This window comes from Brenneria populi (assembly GCF_036016195.1).
Taxonomy (GTDB): domain Bacteria; phylum Pseudomonadota; class Gammaproteobacteria; order Enterobacterales; family Enterobacteriaceae; genus Brenneria; species Brenneria populi.
In genome coordinates, this window is record NZ_JAYWTM010000022.1 from 37,727 (window position 1) to 56,258 (window position 18,532).

Below are 18,532 nucleotides of genomic sequence, written 5' to 3' on the forward strand. Positions count from 1 at the left end.
CGTAAAAAATTATGCTGAGGAGATAGCAGGCTTAGGATGAGCCGCACGGACGCGGCGAAAGCTTGCGCCACGTCGGACAACAACGCCGGGAGCGTTTTTGAACAGCGCTTGCGCTGGCCCGACAGGGCGAGTCTCAGGGATGAGACGAGTGTTCCGTGTCGCAAGCGGTCCATTAAGCTTGATACCGACGAAGGCATCGCGCAGCGACATAATTTAGCCGCAAGCCGGGGTTCGCAGGGCGGTGGCGTTTGAACCACCCTGCGTCGGGCGCGTGCTACGGCGTGGCAGAGAAATGGTGGTTTTATCGCGTACGAAATATTCTCCGATATGACATATGCCAATTTATGGGGAGCCCTCAATGCAAAGGCAGGAATCTGGGGTCGCAGGTGGCTCGGCGTTACTGAGGTGTCCGCCAGCGCGGATAAACCACCCTTACCCCAGAACCTGTTTTTCCGTCAGAAAATCAATAAATACCCGTACTTTCGGCAACATATGGCGGCTGCTCGGCCAAACCACGGAAAACTTGCCGCCTTCTTTCAGGTAAGAAGACAGTACGGATACCAGTTGGCCGGCGTCCAGATAGCGGCGCACGATAAATTCCGGCACATAGGCAATCCCCAATCCTTGCAGCGCCGACTGCAATAATGACTCCAGATTATTGCTGCTGAGCGACAGCGGCAACGTCAAGGGCTCATCGCCGTGGATTCCCCATTCCTGCCACTGCCCGTTCGAGGGAAAACGGTAGCGCAGGCAGGCGTGATGGCGCAGGTCCGCCGGGGTCTGCGGCGGCGGGTTGGCGGCGAAATACGCCGGACTGCCGACGATCGCAAAGCGAAACGGCCCGATACGGCGCGACATCATCTGTGAGCTGCTCAGTTCGCCGCTGCGTATCGCGATATCGAAACCCTCTTCAATGACATCGACCATGCGGTCGCTGAAATCAAAATCCAGCTCCACCTCAGGATAACGTTGCCGGAACTCGGACAGATGCGGCAGCAGCATACGATAGCCGATTGCAGGCGCGGTGATGCGTAATTTACCGCGCGGCACGGCGGATATACGCACCAGCTCCTGCTCGGCCTCCTCTAGCTGCGCCACAATGTGCTGACAGCGTTCGAAGAACAGCTGGCCCTCATCGGTCAGGCTGATGCGGCGGGTGCTGCGATTGAACAAACGCACGTTGAGCTTTCCCTCCAGCCGCGCCACGCTTTTGCCGACGGCCGAGGCGGAAATGCCCATTCTTTCGCCCGCCGAGGCAAAGCTATGGCTCTGCGCCGCCCGCACAAACGCCAGTAATCCGTTGAGGTTATCCATTGTTCCCTTCTGTCTATTCGAGACATTTAGTCCTTAATTATCGGACATTCAGCCTATTTACGCCATATTGCCGACATTTTATCATTTTTAGCTCCTGTCCTTTATCCTGGAAAAAGCCCATGCAACCTTCACCCTCTTATCCGGCGGGCGGCCTTCGCGTCTTAATCACCGTGTGTCTGGCGGCCCTAATCTTGCCGATCAACTTCGTCAGCGGCGCCATCGCCACGCCGGCTATCGCTCATGAGCTTGGCGGCAGCGCGCAGGCGCTGAGCTGGATCACCAACGCCTTTATGCTCAGCTTCGGCTGTTTTTTGATGGCGGCCGGTGCGCTGGCCGACGAATTCGGCCGCAAAAAGGTATTTATCGGCGGCGTGGCGCTGTTCGCCCTGCTCTCTTTATTGCAGGCTTTCAGCGGCAGCCTGTTGTGGATCGATCTCTTGCGCGCCGCTCAGGGCGTCGCCGCCGCCGCCGCGTTGGCCGGCGGTTCCGCGGCGCTGGCGCAGGAATTCGACGGTCATGCGCGCACCCGCGCTTTCAGCCTGCTCGGCAGCAGCTTCGGCATCGGACTGGCGTTCGGCCCTTTGCTGGCCGGGGTGCTGATCGCCCATTTTGGCTGGCGCGCGGTATTCTTCACCGCCACGCTTATTTCGATGGTTTCCCTGCTGACCGGCGCAACGAAGATGCGTGAAACGCGCAATCCGCAGGCATCGGGGATCGACTGGCCGGGCACGCTGTCGTTCACCGCGATGCTGGCGCTATTAACCTGGGCGCTGATGGCGATCCCTCAACAGGGATTGCGAAGCGCGATGGTGCTGTCGCTGCTGGCGGGATCCGCCCTACTGCTGGGCGTATTCATCCAGGTGGAGCGACGCGCGGCCCACCCGATGCTGGATCTCTCGCTGTTTCGTTTCCCGCGTTTTATCGGCGTGCAGGCGCTGCCGTTGGCGACGGGTTTTTGTTTTGTGGTGCTGCTGGTGCTGTTGCCGATGTTTTTTATCGGCGTCGCCGGATTGAGCGAAGCGCGCGCCGGACTAATGATGATGGCGCTATCGCTGCCGATGCTGGTTGTTCCTTTGCTGGCCGCCTGGTTAACGCGCTGGATAGCGCCCGGCGTTCTGTGTAGCGTCGGGCTGACGATTGCGGCGTTGGGGCTTGGCTGGCTGAGCCTGACGGCGGCGGCGGGGAGCGTGCCGGGGATGGTCGCGCCGATGCTGGTTATCGGTATCGGCGCCGGCCTGCCGTGGGGCTTGATGGACGGCCTGTCGGTCAGCGTGGTGCCGAAAGCGCGGGCCGGTATGGCGACCGGGATTTTCAGCACCACTCGCGTGGCGGGGGAGGGGATTGCGCTGGCGATGGTGGGCGCGATCCTCGCCGCCTTTACCCATACGGCGCTGGCGGCGCGTTTCGGCGGCGGCGATATCGGCCAGGCGGCTCAGCGTCTGGCCACGGGGGATATGTCGCAGGCGCTGCGTCTGTTGCCGCAGGCCGACACGGCGCAGCTTCAGCAAATTTACGCCGCCGCCCTGCACTCCTTGCTGCTATGCCTGATGGCGATCGCGCTGCTGTCCGCGCTGGCGGTATTTTTCTCGCTACGCGGGCGTGAACCGCGTTCTGAGGCGTCGGCGTCATGCCGGAAGGATCTGTCGCCCTAAACGCCGACGTCCGCCACGATGCGGCAAGTCGGCTTTCCGGCCTGCCGCGCGCCTGCATTTTGCCTTCCGCCGCATCGGCCTCCGTCTTTTCCCCGCGCCGTTCCGTCGCTGAAAATACGAATTATCCTAATAAGTTAGGGGGACGGGAACCGCCTTTCGGTTGTTCTGGCGATGAGCCGTTCCCTATAGTATTTTTAACCCGGCGTTTGCCGATCTGTTTTTTTTTGCTGTTTATGCTTCACAGATCGTACTGTTCATCTGTCTATCAGGAGAAGACATGATTTATACCCTGTTGCGTTGGGTACTTAAGCGGCTGTACCGTATACGGATTGAAGGCGACGGCCGTCATTTTCAGCAGGATAAACTGCTAATTACCCCTAACCATACCTCTTTTCTCGACGGCGCGCTGCTGGCGCTGTTTTTGCCCGTCAAGCCGGTGTTTGCCGTTTACTCGACGATTTCCGCGCGCTGGTTTATGCGCTGGCTTAAGCCCTATATCGATTTCGTGCCGTTGGATCCCACCAATCCGCTGGCCATCAAGGGGTTGATCAAGGTGATCGAGCGCGGCCAGCCGGTGGTGGTTTTCCCGGAGGGGCGCATCACCGTGACCGGCTCGCTGATGAAAATTTACAGCGGCGCCGCGTTTGTGGCGGCGAAATCCGGCGCGACCGTTATTCCGGTGCGTCTCGACGGCGCGGAGTTTACGCCGTTCGGGCGACTGGCGGGCGTCTTTAAGCGCCGCTGGTTCCCGCAAATCACCATAACCTATCTGCCGCCCACCACGCTGCCGATGCCGGAGGCGAACAGCGCCAGAGAGCGCCGTATTCTGGCGGGCGAACGGTTGCATCAGATTATGATGCAGGCCCGCATGGCGAGCCGCCCGCGCCACACGCTGTATCAGGCGTTTCTCGCCGCTCAGACCCGCTACGGACGCCGCTCTCCCTGTATCGCCGATATCGCTTTCCAAGAGGATAGCTATCAGGGATTGCTGAAAAAATCGCTGGGCGTCGCGCGCATCCTGCAGCGTTTTACCCGCGGGGATGAACACGTCGGCCTGCTGTTGCCGAACGCCACGATTACGGCGGCGGCGATTCTGGGCGCATCGCTGCGTAGCCGGGTGCCGGCGATGCTGAATTACACCGCGGGGGCGAAGGGGCTGCAAAGCGCCATGAAGGCCGCCGACATCAAAACCATCGTGACTTCGCGCCAGTTCCTGGAAAAAGGCAAGCTGACGGCGCTGCCGGAGCAGGTCGGCGAAGCCAACTGGATCTATCTGGAAGATTTAAAAGATACCGTCACCCTGGCCGATAAGCTGTGGATCCTGGCGCATCTGCTGTTCCCCGCCAGAGCGATGCTGGCGCAGAAGCCCGACGATGCGGCCATCGTCCTGTTCACTTCCGGTTCCGAAGGCAGCCCCAAAGGGGTGGTGCATTCCCATGACAGCCTGCTGGCGAACGTCGAGCAGATCCGCACCGTGGCGGACTTCACGCCGCGCGACCGCTTTATGTCGGCGCTGCCGCTGTTCCATGCCTTTGGTCTGACCGTGGGGCTGCTGACGCCGCTGATGACCGGCGCCAGAGTGTTTCTGTATCCCAGCCCGCTGCATTACCGCATCGTGCCGGAACTGGTGTACGACCAGAACTGCACCGTGCTGTTCGGCACCTCCACCTTCCTGGGTAACTACGCGCGCTTCGCCCATCCGTACGATTTCGCGCGCTTGCGCTATGTGGTGGCCGGCGCGGAAAAACTCTCTGAAGGGACGCGGCAAATCTGGCAGGATAAGTTCGGCATTCGAATTCTGGAAGGGTATGGCGTCACGGAATGCGCGCCGGTGGTGGCGATTAACGTGCCGATGGCGGCGAAAATCCATACCGTCGGGCAGTTGCTGCCGGAGATGGAGTCGCGGCTGATTACGGTGCCGGGCATCGAGCGCGGCGGGCGTTTGCAACTGCGCGGGCCGAATATCATGAAAGGCTATCTGCGCGTTGAGCGTCCTGGCGTGCTGGAAACGCCGGCGGCGGAAAACGCCCAGGGCGAATCGCAGGCCGGCTGGTATGACACCGGCGATATCGTCGAACTGGATGAAAGCGGCTTCTGCACCATCGTCGGCCGGGTAAAACGCTTCGCCAAGCTGGCCGGCGAGATGGTGTCGCTGGAGAGCGTCGAGCAGCTGGCGCTCAGCGTGTCGCCGCAGGCGCAGCACGCCGCCAGCGCCAAAAGCGACAGCAGTAAAGGGGAGGCGCTGGTGCTGTTTACCACCGACGGCCAGTTAACCCGCGAACGGCTGTTGACGCAGGCGCGCAGCGGCGGCGTACCCGAGCTGGCGGTGCCGCGCGATATCCGCTATATGAAAGCATTACCGTTACTCGGCAGCGGCAAGCCCGATTTCGTCGCGCTGCGCGAGATGGCCGAACAACCGGAGCAGTCAGTATGAATCAGACGCCGCAACCCGAAACGCGCCTGCTGTCGCGCAGCATGAACGCCGTCATCATCGCGCAGTTCTTCTCCGCGTTTGGCGACAACGCGCTGCTGTTCGCCACGCTGGCGCTGATCAAGGTATTGGTTTATCCCGACTGGAGTCAGCCGTTTTTGCAGATGGGCTTCGTGGCGGCATACATCATTCTGGCGCCGTTTGTCGGCCAGATGGCGGACAGCTTCGCCAAAGGCCGGGTGATGATGCTGGCCAACGGACTGAAGCTGCTGGGGGCGCTGGCGATCTTTCTCGGCGGCAATCCGTTTCTCGGCTATACGCTGGTGGGCGTGGGCGCGGCGGCCTATTCGCCGGCCAAATACGGCATCCTGGGCGAGATTACCCACGGCGGCCAACTGGTGAAAGCCAACGGCCTGATGGAGGCGTCGACCATCGCCGCCATCCTCACCGGATCGGTGGCCGGCGGGGTGCTGGCCGACTGGAATCTGAGCGCGGCGCTGGCGATCTGCGCGATATCCTACGGCATCGCGCTGGGGGCGAATATGCTGATCCCGCGGCTGGCGGCGGCGCGCCCCGGACAGTCCTGGAATCCGGCCCGCATGACGCGCCGCTTCTTTTCGTCCTGCCGCGCGTTATGGCGCGATGGCGAAACCCGTTTTTCGCTGCTCGGCACCAGTATGTTCTGGGGCGCCGGGGTAACGCTGCGCTTTCTGCTGGTGCTGTGGGTGCCGCTGGCGCTGGGCATTACCGATAACGCCACGCCGACGCTGCTGAATGCGATGGTGGCGGTGGGGATCGTGCTGGGGGCCGGGGCCGCCGCCCGACTGGTGACCCTGAAAACGGTGCAGCGCTGTTTGCCCGCCGGCGTGCTGATTGGCGCGGCGGTAGTGATTTTCACTCTTCAGCACAGCCTGATCAGCGCCTATGCGTTGCTGATTTTGCTTGGCGCGCTGGGTGGTTTTTTCATCGTGCCGCTGAACGCTCTGCTGCAGGATCGGGGGAAAGAGAGCGTCGGCGCGGGCAACGCCATCGCCGTGCAGAACCTGGGGGAAAACGCGGCGATGCTGCTGATGCTGGGGCTCTATTCGCTGGTGGTGAAGCTCGGGGTATCGGTTATCGCCATCGGCGTCGGCTTCGGCGTGCTGTTCGCAAGCGCCATCGCGCTACTGTGGCTATGGCTGATCGTGGCTAAGCGTCGGGCGGGTAAATAAACGGCAGTGCTCCAGCGCGTCATTCGCGCGCCAGCCCACCACGCCAGTTCCCGCGGCGGTCGGCGGGAACTGGCGTCGCTGAGGTGCCCGCCTGCGCGGGCATGACATAGGGGGGGCGCGTTTAAAGGTATGGAAATAACGACGGGATAGAGGCGGGTATGAATCTGATATGGCATGACTGGCGGGTCGAGGATCTGAATGTCTATTCTCTGCATGACATTCTGGCGTTGCGCAATCAGGTGTTTATCGTTGGGCAAAACTGCCCTTATCAGGATCTCGACGGGCGCGATCTGGCCGACGGCAATCGCCATATCGCCGCCTATCATCAGGGGCGGCTGGCGGCCTATGCGCGGCTGCTGGCGCCGTCCGCGGCTAACGATGCCGTCACTATCGGCCGGGCGCTCGTCGCGCCTGACGTGCGGGGGCGGCGTCTGGGGCATCGCCTGCTGGAACACGCGCTGCTGGCCTGCGCGCGCCACTGGCCGCAAAAGCCGCTTTATCTCTCCGCTCAAGCCCACTTGCAGCATTTCTACGCCGGTTTCGGATTTGTCGCCGTCGGCGACGTATATGACGAAGACGGTATTGCGCATATTGCTATGCGCAGCGGCGTTTAAACAGCGCGAAGAGATCGCGGAGGGCGTGCCGCCGGTCACGAACCGCGAAGTGCTCCGCAAGAATGTAGGGGGGCTTATTATTTTTCCGAAAACAATTTTTCAATCGATTTAGTCGGGTAAAACAATGCATGTTCGTTCTCCCCAACCAGCGGGAGGAAACCAAGGGCCTCATAAAAACGCTTTGCCTTACCGTTGAGCGCTTCGACAAAAAGTCCGTAGATGTCTACGGCTTTAGATGCTTTCCAAACGACTTTCATTGCGTGCGTCGCTAACGTGGCGCCATATCCTTGTCCTTGTAGCGATTTGTCAATAGCCAGACGGCCCAAGGTTACGCTTGGCGTATTGTGGTACGGAACTTTTTTTTGTTGTGTCTTGGATGGCAGCGAGGCTCTTTCGAAGCAACTGCCGGACAACGTGTAATATCCCAGAATTTTCGCGCCTTCGTCCCTGAGAATATAGGCTTTTAAAATCTCTCCATCATGCTGCCGTTTGAGATGGTCTTTTAAAAATACGTTTAGCAACGTTTCACTACAGTCAAAGTTCAAAAAGTCATATTGAAAATCATCGGTGATCATCTCTATCGTCAGCTTGCTCACGGCCTCTACTCCATATTTCGTAGACGCTTCGCTGCTTGTTTCAGCTTGTCATTCGGTGCTTGCGGGTTAGCAATCGCCTCCATAACCAGACTCCAGGATTCTTCGTTAAGAAGCAATCTGCGATGCTGTTGTATAATTTCCGCGGCGCGTTGCGAAGCGCTGTTAACCATGAACTGAGTCATTGTCAGGTTGGATATTGCCGCCGCCTCTTCAATCATGCTCTTGTCGTCATCGGTTAATCTTAAATCGATGCGCTGTTTTTTAAGTGCGGACATATTTTCTTCTCCTTGGTTACCCGGTGTGTTGAGTCACCAATATGCCTGATCTCTTAGGGGATGAACCGGTAGGCGGTTTCTCTGGTTTTTTGTATCACGTACGGAATTTTCCGTACGTGAAATGTAGCGACAATTGGCCGCATATTCAACTACGGCAACCCGCTGGTTAGTCCGTCGGCAATCAAACTGCGCAGTTTTTGCAGGTCGGACTCAGCTTGTTTTTCACTCAGCATTCTGATGGCCTCGCGAACGACTTCGCTCTGCGTGCGGTAATCACCTGACTCGACCAGTGATTCTACGTAGCGGCGAAGTTCGTCTCCAAGATCAATTGTCATCGTTCTGGCCATCACGACCTCTTTTATGGATGTAAGATTTATGCTTACAAAGTATGCCTACAGATAACATCGCGATCCAGTAGCCAAAAATAGTACTCGCCGGGGAGCCTAGGACAAGGCGAATAACATAACCGTGGGAGGCGGTGCGCAATTTGGCGTTCGCCCCTGACATATTTCGTTGCATAACGAAGCATTGAGGATAGGCTTAGGTCATGATGTCGGTTCGCTTACAGGCAAAGGTACCTGACTATGAGTGATTTCACGCCGGATAGGGTTATCGCGATTGCCGTAACCTTTGCGCTCGCCGGTCTGGTTAAGGGGATTACCGGCATGGGGCTGCCTACCGTCGCGATGGGCGTTCTGGGGGCGCTGATCTCGCCGGTGGCGGCGGCCGGCATGCTGCTGTTGCCCTCTTTCGTTACCAACGTCGTGCAGATGCGCGGCGCAGAGGGGTTGCGCGCACTGCTGCGCCGCCTCTGGCCGATGATGGCGATGATTATTGCCGGTACGCTGTTCGGCAGCGTATGGCTGGCGCAGGGCAGCGACTCCCGCACCACGTTGGTTCTGGGGGCGGCGCTGATCGTTTATGCCGTCTGGACGCTATTAGCGCGGCCTTTTTCCGTCTCGCCCCGCAAGGAACCTTGGCTGTCGCCGCTGGTCGGCCTGGCGACCGGCCTGCTGACCGGGGCGAGCGGCGTGTTTGTTATCCCCGCCGTGCCGTGGCTCCAGTCGCTGGGATTGCAAAAGGATGAGCTGGTGCAGGCTTTGGGGCTCTCCTTTACTTTTTCCACCTGCGCCCTGGCGCTGGGGCTATGGTGGCACGATGCGCTGCCGACGACGGCGTTTGGCGCGTCGGCGCTGGCGATTATTCCGTCTCTCCTGGGGATGTTCGCGGGGCAGCGTCTGCGCCGACGCATCAGTCCGCCGGCGTTTAAACGCGCTTTTCTGCTCTGCCTGATGCTGTTGGGAATAGAGATGGCCTTACGCTCTTTGTGAGTCGGGCGGTCAGGAGCAGCGATGATTTACCGAAGAGGTTCCCTTGAAACAGCTTGAGGATATGCTGGCCGCCACCGCGCAAGAGCGTAACGCGCTGAAGCGGTTATTCAACCTCTTACTCTGATTGAAAAGCGAGTTTGAGCGAATGTCCGGCGCGGCTACTGCCAGGCCGGAATCATCGGTTATCGCTATCAGTGCGTCTCGGAAAATTGGACAGTACCGCCGTCGTCGCGTTCCAGCAGCGTCCAGTGGATGGGGCGGTAATCTTCTTTGCCGGTCTGCCACTGCGGCAGGATATCCCCCTGATTAAAGCGCCGCCGCTCAATGCCTTTGGCCTGGAAGGTGCTCCAGATGCCGCTATGAGGACAGACCGCGCCGCTGAGCAGGGTCAGGTGTTGTTGTTCGCCGGCCAGCAACGCCGGCTCCCGTTCCGGCCAGTTGTACAGTTCGTCGGGGCGCCCGTTGGGGAAAAATCCTTCCGACGGCACGGTGATAAATTCGTTTTCTACCCGACGGATCAGGGTCCAGGTGGCGGGTACGTCTTCGGTAATCTCCCAGGAGTAATCGCGCCTGCCGTCATCGTTAATAAAATCGCTGCGTTTGCGTCCCTGCGGTGCAACATGCGGAATATAGCTGCGCGGATGGAAAAACTGCGCGCCGGCATACGCCACATCCGGCAGATAGATGCCGGTGACCGTTACCGGATCATTGGGTCCCAGCACCACGGAAGGATCCAGCGCATAACGAGGGATATGCGGCGGCAAATCAAGCGGCCCAAAGGCGAACTCATTATATCGGTAGGTCAGATTATCCTCAGTCCAGTACGAGCCGGTGGTAATCTGCATAACATGATTATAAAGCACACCTAAACTTAACAGGTCTGAATAGCGCGTTAGCGCTGCTTTGCTCATCCAGCCTTGCGGCCAGTATTCGCCGATCCCCTTGCAGGCACTGGCGACATTGCCGCCGGTAATATAGGCGTTGGGGTCGTTATGCTGGCGTAGCACATAGTCCTGTAGCAAGCCGGAAAGGGTGGCGCGGATATTGGGCAGAACACGGCTGTTCCAGACCACGTCGTACTGCTGCCATAGCGGCAGGCTGCGCTGCTGCGGCGGCAAGTTCTGGCAGTAGAGGGCCATCTGCTGTTCGCAGTGCTCGACAAAATCCTGCCACGCCTGCCAGCGGCGGCGGTAGTAGTCCAGACTGATAAAGCGCTCCAGTAAATAACACTCCTGCGGATGTAATATCGCCATCTTGTTTACTCCTTATTGTCGCCGTACCAGTTGGTTTTTAGCTGCGGTACGCCGACAAAGCTGTTGGCTTCATCGGTAAAAATCGCGGTAGCCCCAGCCGGTTTTCCGGCGCGGGCCCAGGCCTTCGCGCTTTAACTGCGCCGGGTCGAGCAATATCTGATTGCCGCCGCCTTGCAGCACCAGCGTATCGGTAATTTTGCCGCCAGGGCCTTTTACCTCCGCCAGTTGGGTGGCGGCCGGTCCTTCCCACACCTGGTGGCGTCCTGCAGCAGCATCTGCGCCGGGGCGATATCGCTGCGGCTGGTAAAGGTTATCTGATAGCAATAAGTCTGACTCAGCCCTTCAGTGGCGCTGAACGACGCCACGTCCAGGTCGCTTCTGCCGTTTACCGTCAGCGCATAGCGGTTGTGGGTTGTGGATAAAGAAGGAAAAGGAGCGGATGTCGAGAAGTGATGTTCCATGCGATTTCCTGTTTCATATCCATTGAGAAATATCAGGAATCGATTATGCCGAAAAAAAAGACAATTCGGTAAGGAAATCTAACCGTCAAGGTGGGTAAGTTTCCTTTTAAATTAAATAATTAATGAGTTAATGATTTTGTTTATTACTATTGTCGAAATAAAGGGATGGGCGAAACAAATAGATTTTTATTCCGCCTAACTGAAAAGAAGCCCCGGAAGGCTAATGCTGTTCACTTAAGCCCATTTTTAGGGGAAACACAGGGGGGAGGTTCCCGTAGGGACGCCTCACCCCTGTGCTCGCCCCGTGTACCTCGATACTTAAATGATCGGCATTACCCCGGAAGGCGGCGTTTTTACGGCTTTTGGCGTGTCTCGCGATTCAATAGATGGTTAACTGGCCGAACTGGAAATTTTACTACCCAGTTTTTCCACGTCCTGACCGAAGCCGCGCGCGGTGTTGCAGCCGCTCAATACCGCCGCTATCAGCAGCGATGCCATGAGTAACGTTATATATTTCATTATTGTCACCAGCAGAATTGTCACTAGCGGATTTTGACATGTATATGCTCTATCATAACCGTGCATGGATATTCAATCTTAATAAGCTGATATTTATTATTATTTGAGCACCCTGCCTGATAGGCGCGCTACTCGGTCAGAAACAGCTCCAGCAGCGAATTGAGAAACAGCTTGCCGCGCTCGGTGATTTGCCAGTGGGCGGCGGTTTCCATCAGATAGCCCTGCGCCAGCGCCTGGTCCAGCTGCGGCCGGATCCGGCTTTCGTCCAGCCCGGTGTAGGCGGCGAAATCGGCGCGCGGCGCGGCTTCCAGCAGGCGGAAACGGTTCATAAAAAACTCAAAGGGACGATCTTCGCTGCCGACTTCGTGGCGCTTATCCAGATAATTGCCCTGCATATAGCCGCGCGGGTGGCGGGTTTTCACCGTGCGTAGAATACGCCCGTCGCGGAAGGTCAGCTTGCCGTGGGCGCCGCAGCCGATGCCCAGGTAATCGCCAAAACGCCAGTAGTTCAGGTTGTGTTGGCACTGGTAGCCCGGTTTGGCGTAGGCCGAGGTCTCATACTGGCGATAGCCCGCCGCGTTCAGCAGCCGGTGGCCCTGCTCATAAATATCCCACAGCGCGTCGTCGTCCGGCAGCTTGGGCGGACGCGAGCCGAACAGCGTATTGGGTTCGATGGTGAGCTGATACCAGGACAGATGCGGCGGATTGAGGGCGATCGCCTGGCGCAGATCGTCCAGCGCCTCTTCCAGCGACTGGTCGGGCAGGCCGTGCATCAGATCGAGGTTAAAGCTGCGCAATCCCAGCCCGGCCGCCAGCTGCGCGGCGCGTTCCGCCTCTTGCGGCCCGTGAATGCGGCCTAGCCGCGCCAGTTTCTGCGGATGAAAACTCTGCACGCCGATAGAGATGCGGTTGACGCCCGCGCGCTGATAGCCGCTGAAGCGATCGGCCTCCACCGTGCCGGGATTCGCTTCCATGGTGATCTCGGCGTCCGGCGTCAGCGGCAGGCGCGCCCGCACGCCGTCCAGCAGAGAGCGCATCGCCTCCGCGCTCAGCAGGCTGGGGGTGCCGCCGCCGATGAAAACGGAATGCAGCGCCCGGCCGGCCGCCGGCGCCAGGTCGGCGTCCAGATCGGCCAGTAGATGGTCGACATATTCCTGATGCGGCACCTCGCCTTTCAGCGCATGCGAGTTGAAGTCGCAGTAGGGACATTTCTGTACGCACCAGGGGATATGAACGTACAGGCTGAGCGGCGGCAGCTTAAGCATTGCGCAGGGCGTCCAGCAGCAGACGCAGCGCCTGGCCGCGATGGGAGCGGGCGTGCTTTTCTTCGCGCGTCAGTTCCGCCGCCGTTTTTCCCAGCTCCGGCACGATAAAAATCGGATCGTAGCCGAAACCCCCGTCGCCGGCGGGTTGGCGCGCCAGCACGCCGTCCCAGCGGCCGTGGAACACCAGCGGCGTGGGGTCTGCGGCATGACGCAGATAAACCAGCACGCAGTGGAAGCTGGCGCCGCGCCGTTCATCGGGAACCTCTTGCAGCGCGAGCAACAGTTTATCCAGATTCTGCCGGTCGCTGGCGTCAAGGCCGGCATAGCGCGCCGAATAGATGCCCGGCGCGCCGCCCAGCGCATCCACCGCCAGGCCGGAATCATCGGCAATCGCCGGCAGGCCGGTGATTTGGGCGGCGTGACGCGCCTTCAGCAGCGCGTTCTCGATAAATGTTAGGCCGGTTTCTTCCGCGGAATCCACGCCCAGTTCGGTTTGCGCCACGATATCCAGGCCGAAATCCGCCAGCAGACCGGCGAGTTCGCGCACTTTACCGGGGTTGCCGGTAGCCAAAACCACTTTTTGCATATGTTTTCCTGCGAGTTTATTCAATGAGTTCCGCGACTTCCGCCGGGATGTGCTGCGGATTGATGATTTTAATCTGTTTATGCCGGCCGAGTTCCCCTTTTTCAATGATGACCAGACTTTTGGCGACCCGGAACTGTTTGGCGAGAAATTTGGTCAGATGGGCGTTGGCCTGACCGTCGACCGGCGGCGCGGTCACGGCGACTTTCAGCTCGTCGCCGTGCAGCCCGACAATCTGGTCGCGGCTGGCTTTCGGCTGAATATACAGCCGAATCACCAGTCCGTCATCCTGGCGCATGACGGCGCTCACAGCAGGAACCACAGCCCTGGAAACAGATCCATTCCCAGATAATTGAACAGATAGAGGATCAAAATCACCGCCATGGCGGAAAAGTCGATGCCGCCCATCACCGGAATAACCCGACGAATCGGCGCCATCAGCGGCTCCGTCAACTGATGCAGCAGATATTCGATCGGGCTGCGGCCCTGACTTATCCAGCTCATCAGCGAGCGAATAATCACGATCCAGAAGATCAGATAGCCGGCGGACTTGACCAGGGAGAGCAAGCCGACCAGCAGGTTCATCGGGCTGAGGGAGAGGGCGCCGACCTGGATCAGCAGCAGCAGCGGGTATTTGATGGTGGTCAGGATAAACGCCAGCAGCAGCGACGCGCTGTCAATCGGCCCCAATGAAGGCAGGATCCGGCGCAGCGGCCCGACAACCGGCTGAGTGATTTTGACCACGAATTGAGAAAGGGGGTTATAAAAATCACTGCGTGACCACTGCATCCAGATGCGTAACAGCAGCACTATTACGTAGAGATCGATCAGCGTTTTGACCAGAAAAGTCAGGGTAAGCATAGGTGCGTCGGTTCCTTAATAAAATGGGACGATGATTAACGTTTTCAATCAGAACAGCTTTTCCATTTCACGCGCGCGCTCGACGGCGGCCTGCATGGCTTCCGACACGGTTTGCGCCAGCCCGCGTTCATTGAATACCCATAGCGCTTCGGCGGTGGTGCCGCCTTTGGAGGTGACATTTTCGCGCAGCGTCGACAGCGGGATATCCGGGCTGGCCTCTACCAATGCCGCGGCGCCGGAGGCGGCCTGCTGCACCAGCAAACGGGCGGTCTCGGCGTCAAACCCCTGGCGGATCGCCTCCTGCTGCATCGCCTCCATAAACAGGAAGAAATAGGCGGGCGCGCTGCCGGCGGCGGCAATCACGCCGTTAATGCCCTGTTCGCTCGCTACCCAGCATACCTTACCCACGCTTTGCATCAACTCGGCGGTGAACTCGCGGTCGGCGGCATTGACCGCGGCGGGGGCGAACAGTCCGCTCATGCCTTTTCCCACCAGCGACGGGGTATTGGGCATGATGCGCACGATATTCACGCTCTCTCCCAGCAGCGCCTGAAACCGGGCGATGCTGACGCCGGCGGCGATCGACAGCACCAGTTTACCGGCGAAATCCACCTGCTGGCGCAAAGGCTGGCAAACGTCCGCCATCATCTGCGGTTTTACCGCCAGCACGATGACGTCGGCGTCTTGAGCGCTCCGTATGTTGTCCGCGCTGCTGGTGATGCCGTATTTGGCCGCCAGCGCGTCGCGGTGCTTGCCGGACGGCGCGCACACGCTGATATTGCGGGCGGGATAACCCTTATCAATCAATCCGACGACAATGGCCTGCGCCATATTGCCTGCGCCGATAAACGCTATTTTACGTTGCTGCATTTAAGCTCCCACTGATTTTTGTGTTGTTGATCGCCGTCGCGGAGGGCTATTTCGCTGACGCCGCATAGTCCCGTGCGCCGAAAATGGCGGTGCCGATTCGCACCAGCGTACTGCCGGCGGCGATGGCGGCGCGCATATCATCGGTCATGCCCATCGATAAGGTGTCGATATCGGGGTAGTGTAATGCCAACTGGCGAAACAAATCATCCATTTGCCGGAAAACGGCGAGCTGGCGCGGATAGTCCGTTTCCGGGGCCGGAATGGCCATCAGCCCGCGCAGCCGCAGATTCGGCAGGGCCGCCACGCCGGCCGCCAGCGCCGGCAGTTCATCGACGCTAATGCCGGATTTGCTCGCTTCGTCGCTGATATTAATCTGCAGCAGCACGTTCAGCGGCGGCAGCGACGCCGGCCGCTGTTCGCTCAAACGGTGCGCGATGCGCAGGCGATCCACCGTATGGAACCAGGCGAAATTTTCCGCCACCAGACGGCTTTTGTTCGCCTGTAGCGGGCCGATGAAGTGCCATTCTAAATCCAATTCCGGCCGGTTTTCCTGAAAGTAATGGATTTTATCCACCCCTTCCTGCACATAGTTCTCGCCGAAGGCGCGTTGCCCGGCTGCGATCGCTTCTTCGATAGCGGTCACAGGTTTGGTTTTGCTGACTGCAAGCAGCTTCACGTCTTCCGGCGTCCGCGCGCAGCCCTGCGCGGCGGCGGCGATCTGTTGCCTGATGTCCTGTAGATTCTGCTGGATAGTCGTCATAGTGATTCAGGAGATTATCGATGAATGTGGGTGAGTGGGTGTCGCTTAGTGTAAAGCATAATGCTTCGGATCTGCACCTGTGCAGCGGACATTCGCCGGTGTTGCGCATTGACGGTCAGCTGCGCGCGGAAAATAGCTTACCGCGTTTGCGCGCCGAACAGTTGGAACAGTGGTGCTCCGCCTGGCTTGCGCCCTCCCAGCGGCGCCAGCTCGAGCGCGCCGGCCAGTTGGACTGCGCCCTGACGCTGGCGGACGGACAGCGGCTGCGCGTCAATCTGTTTCGCCAGCGGCTGGGGCTGTCCGCCGCGCTGCGCATCATCCCGTCAACCCAGCCTTCGCTGAGCGCGCTGTTTGCGCCGCCGTTGCTGTCGGCGCTGCTCGACAAGCCCGACGGGCTGATTTTGCTGGCCGGCGCCACCGGCAGCGGCAAGTCGACCACGCTGGCGGCGATGATTTCGGCGCTGAACCAGCGTAGCCGACGGCATGTGATCACTCTGGAAGATCCGATCGAGTTTATCCATCACAGCCGGCAATGCCTGATCCAGCAGCGTGAAATCGGCCCGGACAGCAATTCGTTCGCCGCGGCCCTGCGCGCCGCGCTGCGGGAAGATCCCGATGTGATTCTGCTGGGGGAGCTGCGCGACGCCGAGACCATCCGCCTGGCGCTGACGGCGGCGGAAACCGGTCATCTGGTGTTGTCCACCTTGCACGCCCGCGGCGCGGCGCAGGCGGTGGAGCGGCTGGTCGACGTGTTTCCCGGCGATGAAAAGGCGTTTGTCCGCGGCCAGCTCGCCGCGTGTTTACAGGCGGTGATTGCGCAGCAACTGCTGCCGATGCCGCAAGGCGGGCGCGTCGCCCTGTTCGAGGCGCTGACCGCCACCCCGGCGGCCGGCAATCTGATTCGGGAAGGGAAGAACCATCAGTTGCCCGGCCTGATCCAGAGCGGCGGCCAGGCCGGCATGCAGACGTTTGAACAAAGCCGTCAGCAGCGCTGTCGGGAAGGGCTGCTTAATCTCGATGCCTTGCCGTGAGAACGAATTAAAAAATCGTCGGGAGCGATTTTCAACGCCGTTTGCGGCGGCCCGAACTAAAGATTAATTTTCTGGCAGCTTAAATTCTTAGACGGCACAGAGGTTAGGATGACTTCATGCCGCTTTGCGGGATTACGATTCCATGAATCAGGAGCCGCATAAGAGCGTCAGTACAGGAGGTGAGATCGCGTTGTATCTCACTGACATATTACGGCAGCGTATCGAATCGGGTGGATATGTTGCTTCGCAATCAGTTAAATTGTACAGTTCAATGTTGTGCAACCCGCCGCCAACGAGGTAAGAGACATGATAACACTCACCTATTCTGATGCTCGCGCCAAGCTGGCAGACGTGTTTGATCAGGCCATTGAGCAGCCAGTAACAATTACCCGCCGTAGCGCGCCTGATGTTGTGGTTATCAGCGCTGAACAGTACGCCGCATTTCAACAGGCTAGATTTGAAACCGCCATGAAGCGGGTAACGACGGCCAACCATGAAGTGCTGAAAGCATTGGCTGACAAATGATATTTTTCCTTACCCTGGAACAGGTGATCGTGCTCCATGATGACCAGTTGGCAATGCATGGCGGGTTGCCCGGATTCCGTGACCGTAGCGTAATAGAAGGCATGATCGCCAGAGTGGAAAATCTACACGGCTATGAAGGCGAAAAAGACCTGTTCACACTAGCCTCTGCCTATCTGCTGGCAATCGCACGAGGGCATGGGTTCAACGATGCAAACAAACGAACTGCGCTGGCGTTAGCACTGGTATTTCTAGAAATGAATGGCATTTCAGTGTTTCCGCCGGTGGAATACGCGGACTATGTGGTGGAGGCCGCGCAGGGGCTGCACGATATTCACCATGTTAGCGAGTCACTGCGCAAGTTGGGCAATGCGCATGACTGACCGCGGCAATAGCTCCAACCAATGTGGAATATTCTTGATTAATCAGTCAAACCATTCACTGAATGACCTCTACCTAACCGAGATCATCAACCTCAACTTAGGTTAGCTGTAGTGATTCAGAACGCATACTGTGAAAAAAGTCGGCATATTGCCTATCACTGCTTTTATCTAGAACGATGATATTCTCGAACGGGTGATCGACGTGTAAACAATCTATGGTGTGTCCTTGTCATTCATGACATAGAAGACGGTTTTAGACTCCAAATTGTATCCCGTAACTCGACGGCTTTCGCCTGGGGTTGCGCCGCATCGACAGCGGGCTTGGTGAGCATAATGACTGTTCAAAAAAAACCGGATTCCGGGAGCCGCATGAGGGCCCTACGACCGGATTCCGGGGCTGGCTTCAGACAGCGACGGCTTATGATGAATGAGCCTAACGTATTATGAACCTACTGTAGCAGGTTCTGGCGCGGCTCATCAAAACCCGGTGATAGCGTCAGCTTGAATAAAAAATCGCCGGGCGCGATTTTCAACGCCGTTTGCGGCGGCCCGAAGTGAGGCGGGCAGGGATAGCCCGCCATAAAAAACGCCCGCTTGTCG

Annotated in this window: 23 protein-coding genes; 8 read left to right on the forward strand and 15 right to left on the reverse strand. The window is 58.8% G+C overall.

The genetic code is table 11. From position 1 onward, the window contains the following. Window positions 1-432: 432 nt before the first annotated feature. Complete coding sequence (locus tag VSX58_RS17480) at window positions 433-1,314, reverse strand: LysR substrate-binding domain-containing protein (RefSeq protein ID WP_327619211.1); 882 nt, start codon at window positions 1,312-1,314, stop codon at window positions 433-435. Window positions 1,315-1,433: 119 nt separating this feature from the next. On the opposite strand from VSX58_RS17480, the gene VSX58_RS17485 reads away from it, so the two are divergent. The 4 genes from VSX58_RS17485 (at window position 1,434) to VSX58_RS17500 (ending at window position 7,222) form a co-directional block, all read left to right on the forward strand. After that, window positions 1,434-2,966, forward strand: a complete 1,533-nt coding sequence (locus VSX58_RS17485) for an MFS transporter (RefSeq protein WP_327619212.1) — start codon at window positions 1,434-1,436, stop codon at window positions 2,964-2,966. A 277-nt stretch (window positions 2,967-3,243) separates the two neighbouring features. Continuing rightward, window positions 3,244-5,400, forward strand: a complete 2,157-nt coding sequence (gene aas / locus VSX58_RS17490) for a bifunctional acyl-ACP--phospholipid O-acyltransferase/long-chain-fatty-acid--ACP ligase (RefSeq protein WP_327619213.1) — start codon at window positions 3,244-3,246, stop codon at window positions 5,398-5,400. Next, window positions 5,397-6,608 carry a lysophospholipid transporter LplT gene (gene lplT / locus VSX58_RS17495; RefSeq protein ID WP_327619214.1) on the forward strand — a complete coding sequence of 404 codons (1,212 nt, stop codon included), beginning with the start codon at window positions 5,397-5,399 and terminating at the stop codon, window positions 6,606-6,608. The genes aas and lplT overlap by 4 nt, the downstream gene beginning before the upstream one ends. 158 nt (window positions 6,609-6,766) lie before the next feature. Further along, entirely contained in the window at window positions 6,767-7,222 is a 456-nt protein-coding gene (locus VSX58_RS17500) for a GNAT family N-acetyltransferase (RefSeq protein WP_327619215.1), read from the forward strand. Window positions 7,223-7,299: 77 nt separating this feature from the next. On the opposite strand, the gene VSX58_RS17505 is transcribed toward VSX58_RS17500, so the two are convergent. From VSX58_RS17505 to VSX58_RS17515, 3 genes are all read right to left on the reverse strand, one after another. Then, window positions 7,300-7,797 carry a GNAT family N-acetyltransferase gene (locus tag VSX58_RS17505; RefSeq protein WP_327619302.1) on the reverse strand — a complete coding sequence of 166 codons (498 nt, stop codon included), beginning with the start codon at window positions 7,795-7,797 and terminating at the stop codon, window positions 7,300-7,302. Between the two features lie 26 nt (window positions 7,798-7,823). Next, on the reverse strand, window positions 7,824-8,093 hold the full coding sequence (locus VSX58_RS17510) for a type II toxin-antitoxin system TacA family antitoxin (RefSeq protein ID WP_327619216.1): 270 nt from the start codon (window positions 8,091-8,093) through the stop codon (window positions 7,824-7,826). Window positions 8,094-8,242: 149 nt separating this feature from the next. After that, window positions 8,243-8,440, reverse strand: a complete 198-nt coding sequence (locus VSX58_RS17515) for a type II toxin-antitoxin system ParD family antitoxin (RefSeq protein WP_327619217.1) — start codon at window positions 8,438-8,440, stop codon at window positions 8,243-8,245. A gap of 237 nt (window positions 8,441-8,677) precedes the next feature. Here VSX58_RS17515 and VSX58_RS17520 point away from each other — a divergent pair, with 237 nt between their 5' ends. Continuing rightward, window positions 8,678-9,424, forward strand: a complete 747-nt coding sequence (locus tag VSX58_RS17520; RefSeq protein ID WP_327619218.1) for a sulfite exporter TauE/SafE family protein — start codon at window positions 8,678-8,680, stop codon at window positions 9,422-9,424. A 191-nt stretch (window positions 9,425-9,615) separates the two neighbouring features. Here VSX58_RS17520 and VSX58_RS17525 read toward each other — a convergent pair whose 3' ends face one another. From VSX58_RS17525 to VSX58_RS17570, 10 genes are all read right to left on the reverse strand, one after another. Further along, window positions 9,616-10,677: a hypothetical protein gene (locus VSX58_RS17525; RefSeq protein WP_327619219.1), complete on the reverse strand. Its 1,062-nt coding sequence runs from the start codon at window positions 10,675-10,677 to the stop codon at window positions 9,616-9,618. A 69-nt stretch (window positions 10,678-10,746) separates the two neighbouring features. Then, window positions 10,747-10,929 (reverse strand): hypothetical protein, encoded by a 183-nt coding sequence (locus VSX58_RS17530; RefSeq protein WP_327619220.1) that lies wholly within the window; start codon window positions 10,927-10,929, stop codon window positions 10,747-10,749. Further along, window positions 10,890-11,138, reverse strand: a complete 249-nt coding sequence (locus VSX58_RS17535; protein WP_327619221.1) for a hypothetical protein — start codon at window positions 11,136-11,138, stop codon at window positions 10,890-10,892. The genes VSX58_RS17530 and VSX58_RS17535 overlap by 40 nt, the downstream gene beginning before the upstream one ends. A gap of 390 nt (window positions 11,139-11,528) precedes the next feature. Further along, a complete protein-coding gene (locus VSX58_RS17540; protein ID WP_327619222.1) occupies window positions 11,529-11,657 on the reverse strand; it encodes an entericidin A/B family lipoprotein in 129 nt (42 codons plus the stop codon). Window positions 11,658-11,785: 128 nt separating this feature from the next. Beyond that, complete coding sequence (gene hemW / locus VSX58_RS17545; protein ID WP_327619223.1) at window positions 11,786-12,922, reverse strand: radical SAM family heme chaperone HemW; 1,137 nt, start codon at window positions 12,920-12,922, stop codon at window positions 11,786-11,788. After that, window positions 12,915-13,508: an RdgB/HAM1 family non-canonical purine NTP pyrophosphatase gene (rdgB, locus tag VSX58_RS17550; protein WP_327619224.1), complete on the reverse strand. Its 594-nt coding sequence runs from the start codon at window positions 13,506-13,508 to the stop codon at window positions 12,915-12,917. Before rdgB ends, hemW begins: the two co-directional genes overlap by 8 nt. A gap of 16 nt (window positions 13,509-13,524) precedes the next feature. Continuing rightward, window positions 13,525-13,815, reverse strand: coding sequence for a DUF167 family protein YggU (gene yggU / locus VSX58_RS17555; RefSeq protein ID WP_327615712.1), 291 nt, complete (start codon window positions 13,813-13,815; stop codon window positions 13,525-13,527). Next, window positions 13,812-14,366: a YggT family protein gene (locus VSX58_RS17560; RefSeq protein ID WP_327615711.1), complete on the reverse strand. Its 555-nt coding sequence runs from the start codon at window positions 14,364-14,366 to the stop codon at window positions 13,812-13,814. The genes yggU and VSX58_RS17560 overlap by 4 nt, the downstream gene beginning before the upstream one ends. A 48-nt stretch (window positions 14,367-14,414) precedes the next feature. After that, window positions 14,415-15,236 carry a pyrroline-5-carboxylate reductase gene (gene proC, locus VSX58_RS17565; RefSeq protein WP_327619225.1) on the reverse strand — a complete coding sequence of 274 codons (822 nt, stop codon included), beginning with the start codon at window positions 15,234-15,236 and terminating at the stop codon, window positions 14,415-14,417. Window positions 15,237-15,282: 46 nt separating this feature from the next. After that, the gene (locus VSX58_RS17570; RefSeq protein ID WP_327619226.1) at window positions 15,283-15,996 is read right to left on the reverse strand and encodes a YggS family pyridoxal phosphate-dependent enzyme; all 714 of its coding nucleotides are present in this window, start codon (window positions 15,994-15,996) and stop codon (window positions 15,283-15,285) included. A 20-nt stretch (window positions 15,997-16,016) separates the two neighbouring features. Between VSX58_RS17570 and VSX58_RS17575 the strand changes: the two genes are divergently transcribed. The 3 genes from VSX58_RS17575 to VSX58_RS17585 all read left to right on the forward strand — a co-directional run bounded on the left by VSX58_RS17575 (window position 16,017) and on the right by VSX58_RS17585 (window position 17,932). Further along, window positions 16,017-17,027, forward strand: coding sequence for a type IV pilus twitching motility protein PilT (locus tag VSX58_RS17575; RefSeq protein ID WP_327619227.1), 1,011 nt, complete (start codon window positions 16,017-16,019; stop codon window positions 17,025-17,027). Between the two features lie 306 nt (window positions 17,028-17,333). Next, window positions 17,334-17,552, forward strand: a complete 219-nt coding sequence (locus tag VSX58_RS17580; protein WP_327619228.1) for a type II toxin-antitoxin system Phd/YefM family antitoxin — start codon at window positions 17,334-17,336, stop codon at window positions 17,550-17,552. Then, window positions 17,549-17,932, forward strand: a complete 384-nt coding sequence (locus VSX58_RS17585; RefSeq protein WP_327619229.1) for a type II toxin-antitoxin system death-on-curing family toxin — start codon at window positions 17,549-17,551, stop codon at window positions 17,930-17,932. The genes VSX58_RS17580 and VSX58_RS17585 overlap by 4 nt, the downstream gene beginning before the upstream one ends. Window positions 17,933-18,381: 449 nt before the next feature. On the opposite strand, the gene VSX58_RS17590 is transcribed toward VSX58_RS17585, so the two are convergent. Further along, the gene (locus VSX58_RS17590) at window positions 18,382-18,513 is read right to left on the reverse strand and encodes a hypothetical protein (RefSeq protein ID WP_327619230.1); all 132 of its coding nucleotides are present in this window, start codon (window positions 18,511-18,513) and stop codon (window positions 18,382-18,384) included. Window positions 18,514-18,532 lie beyond the last annotated feature (19 nt).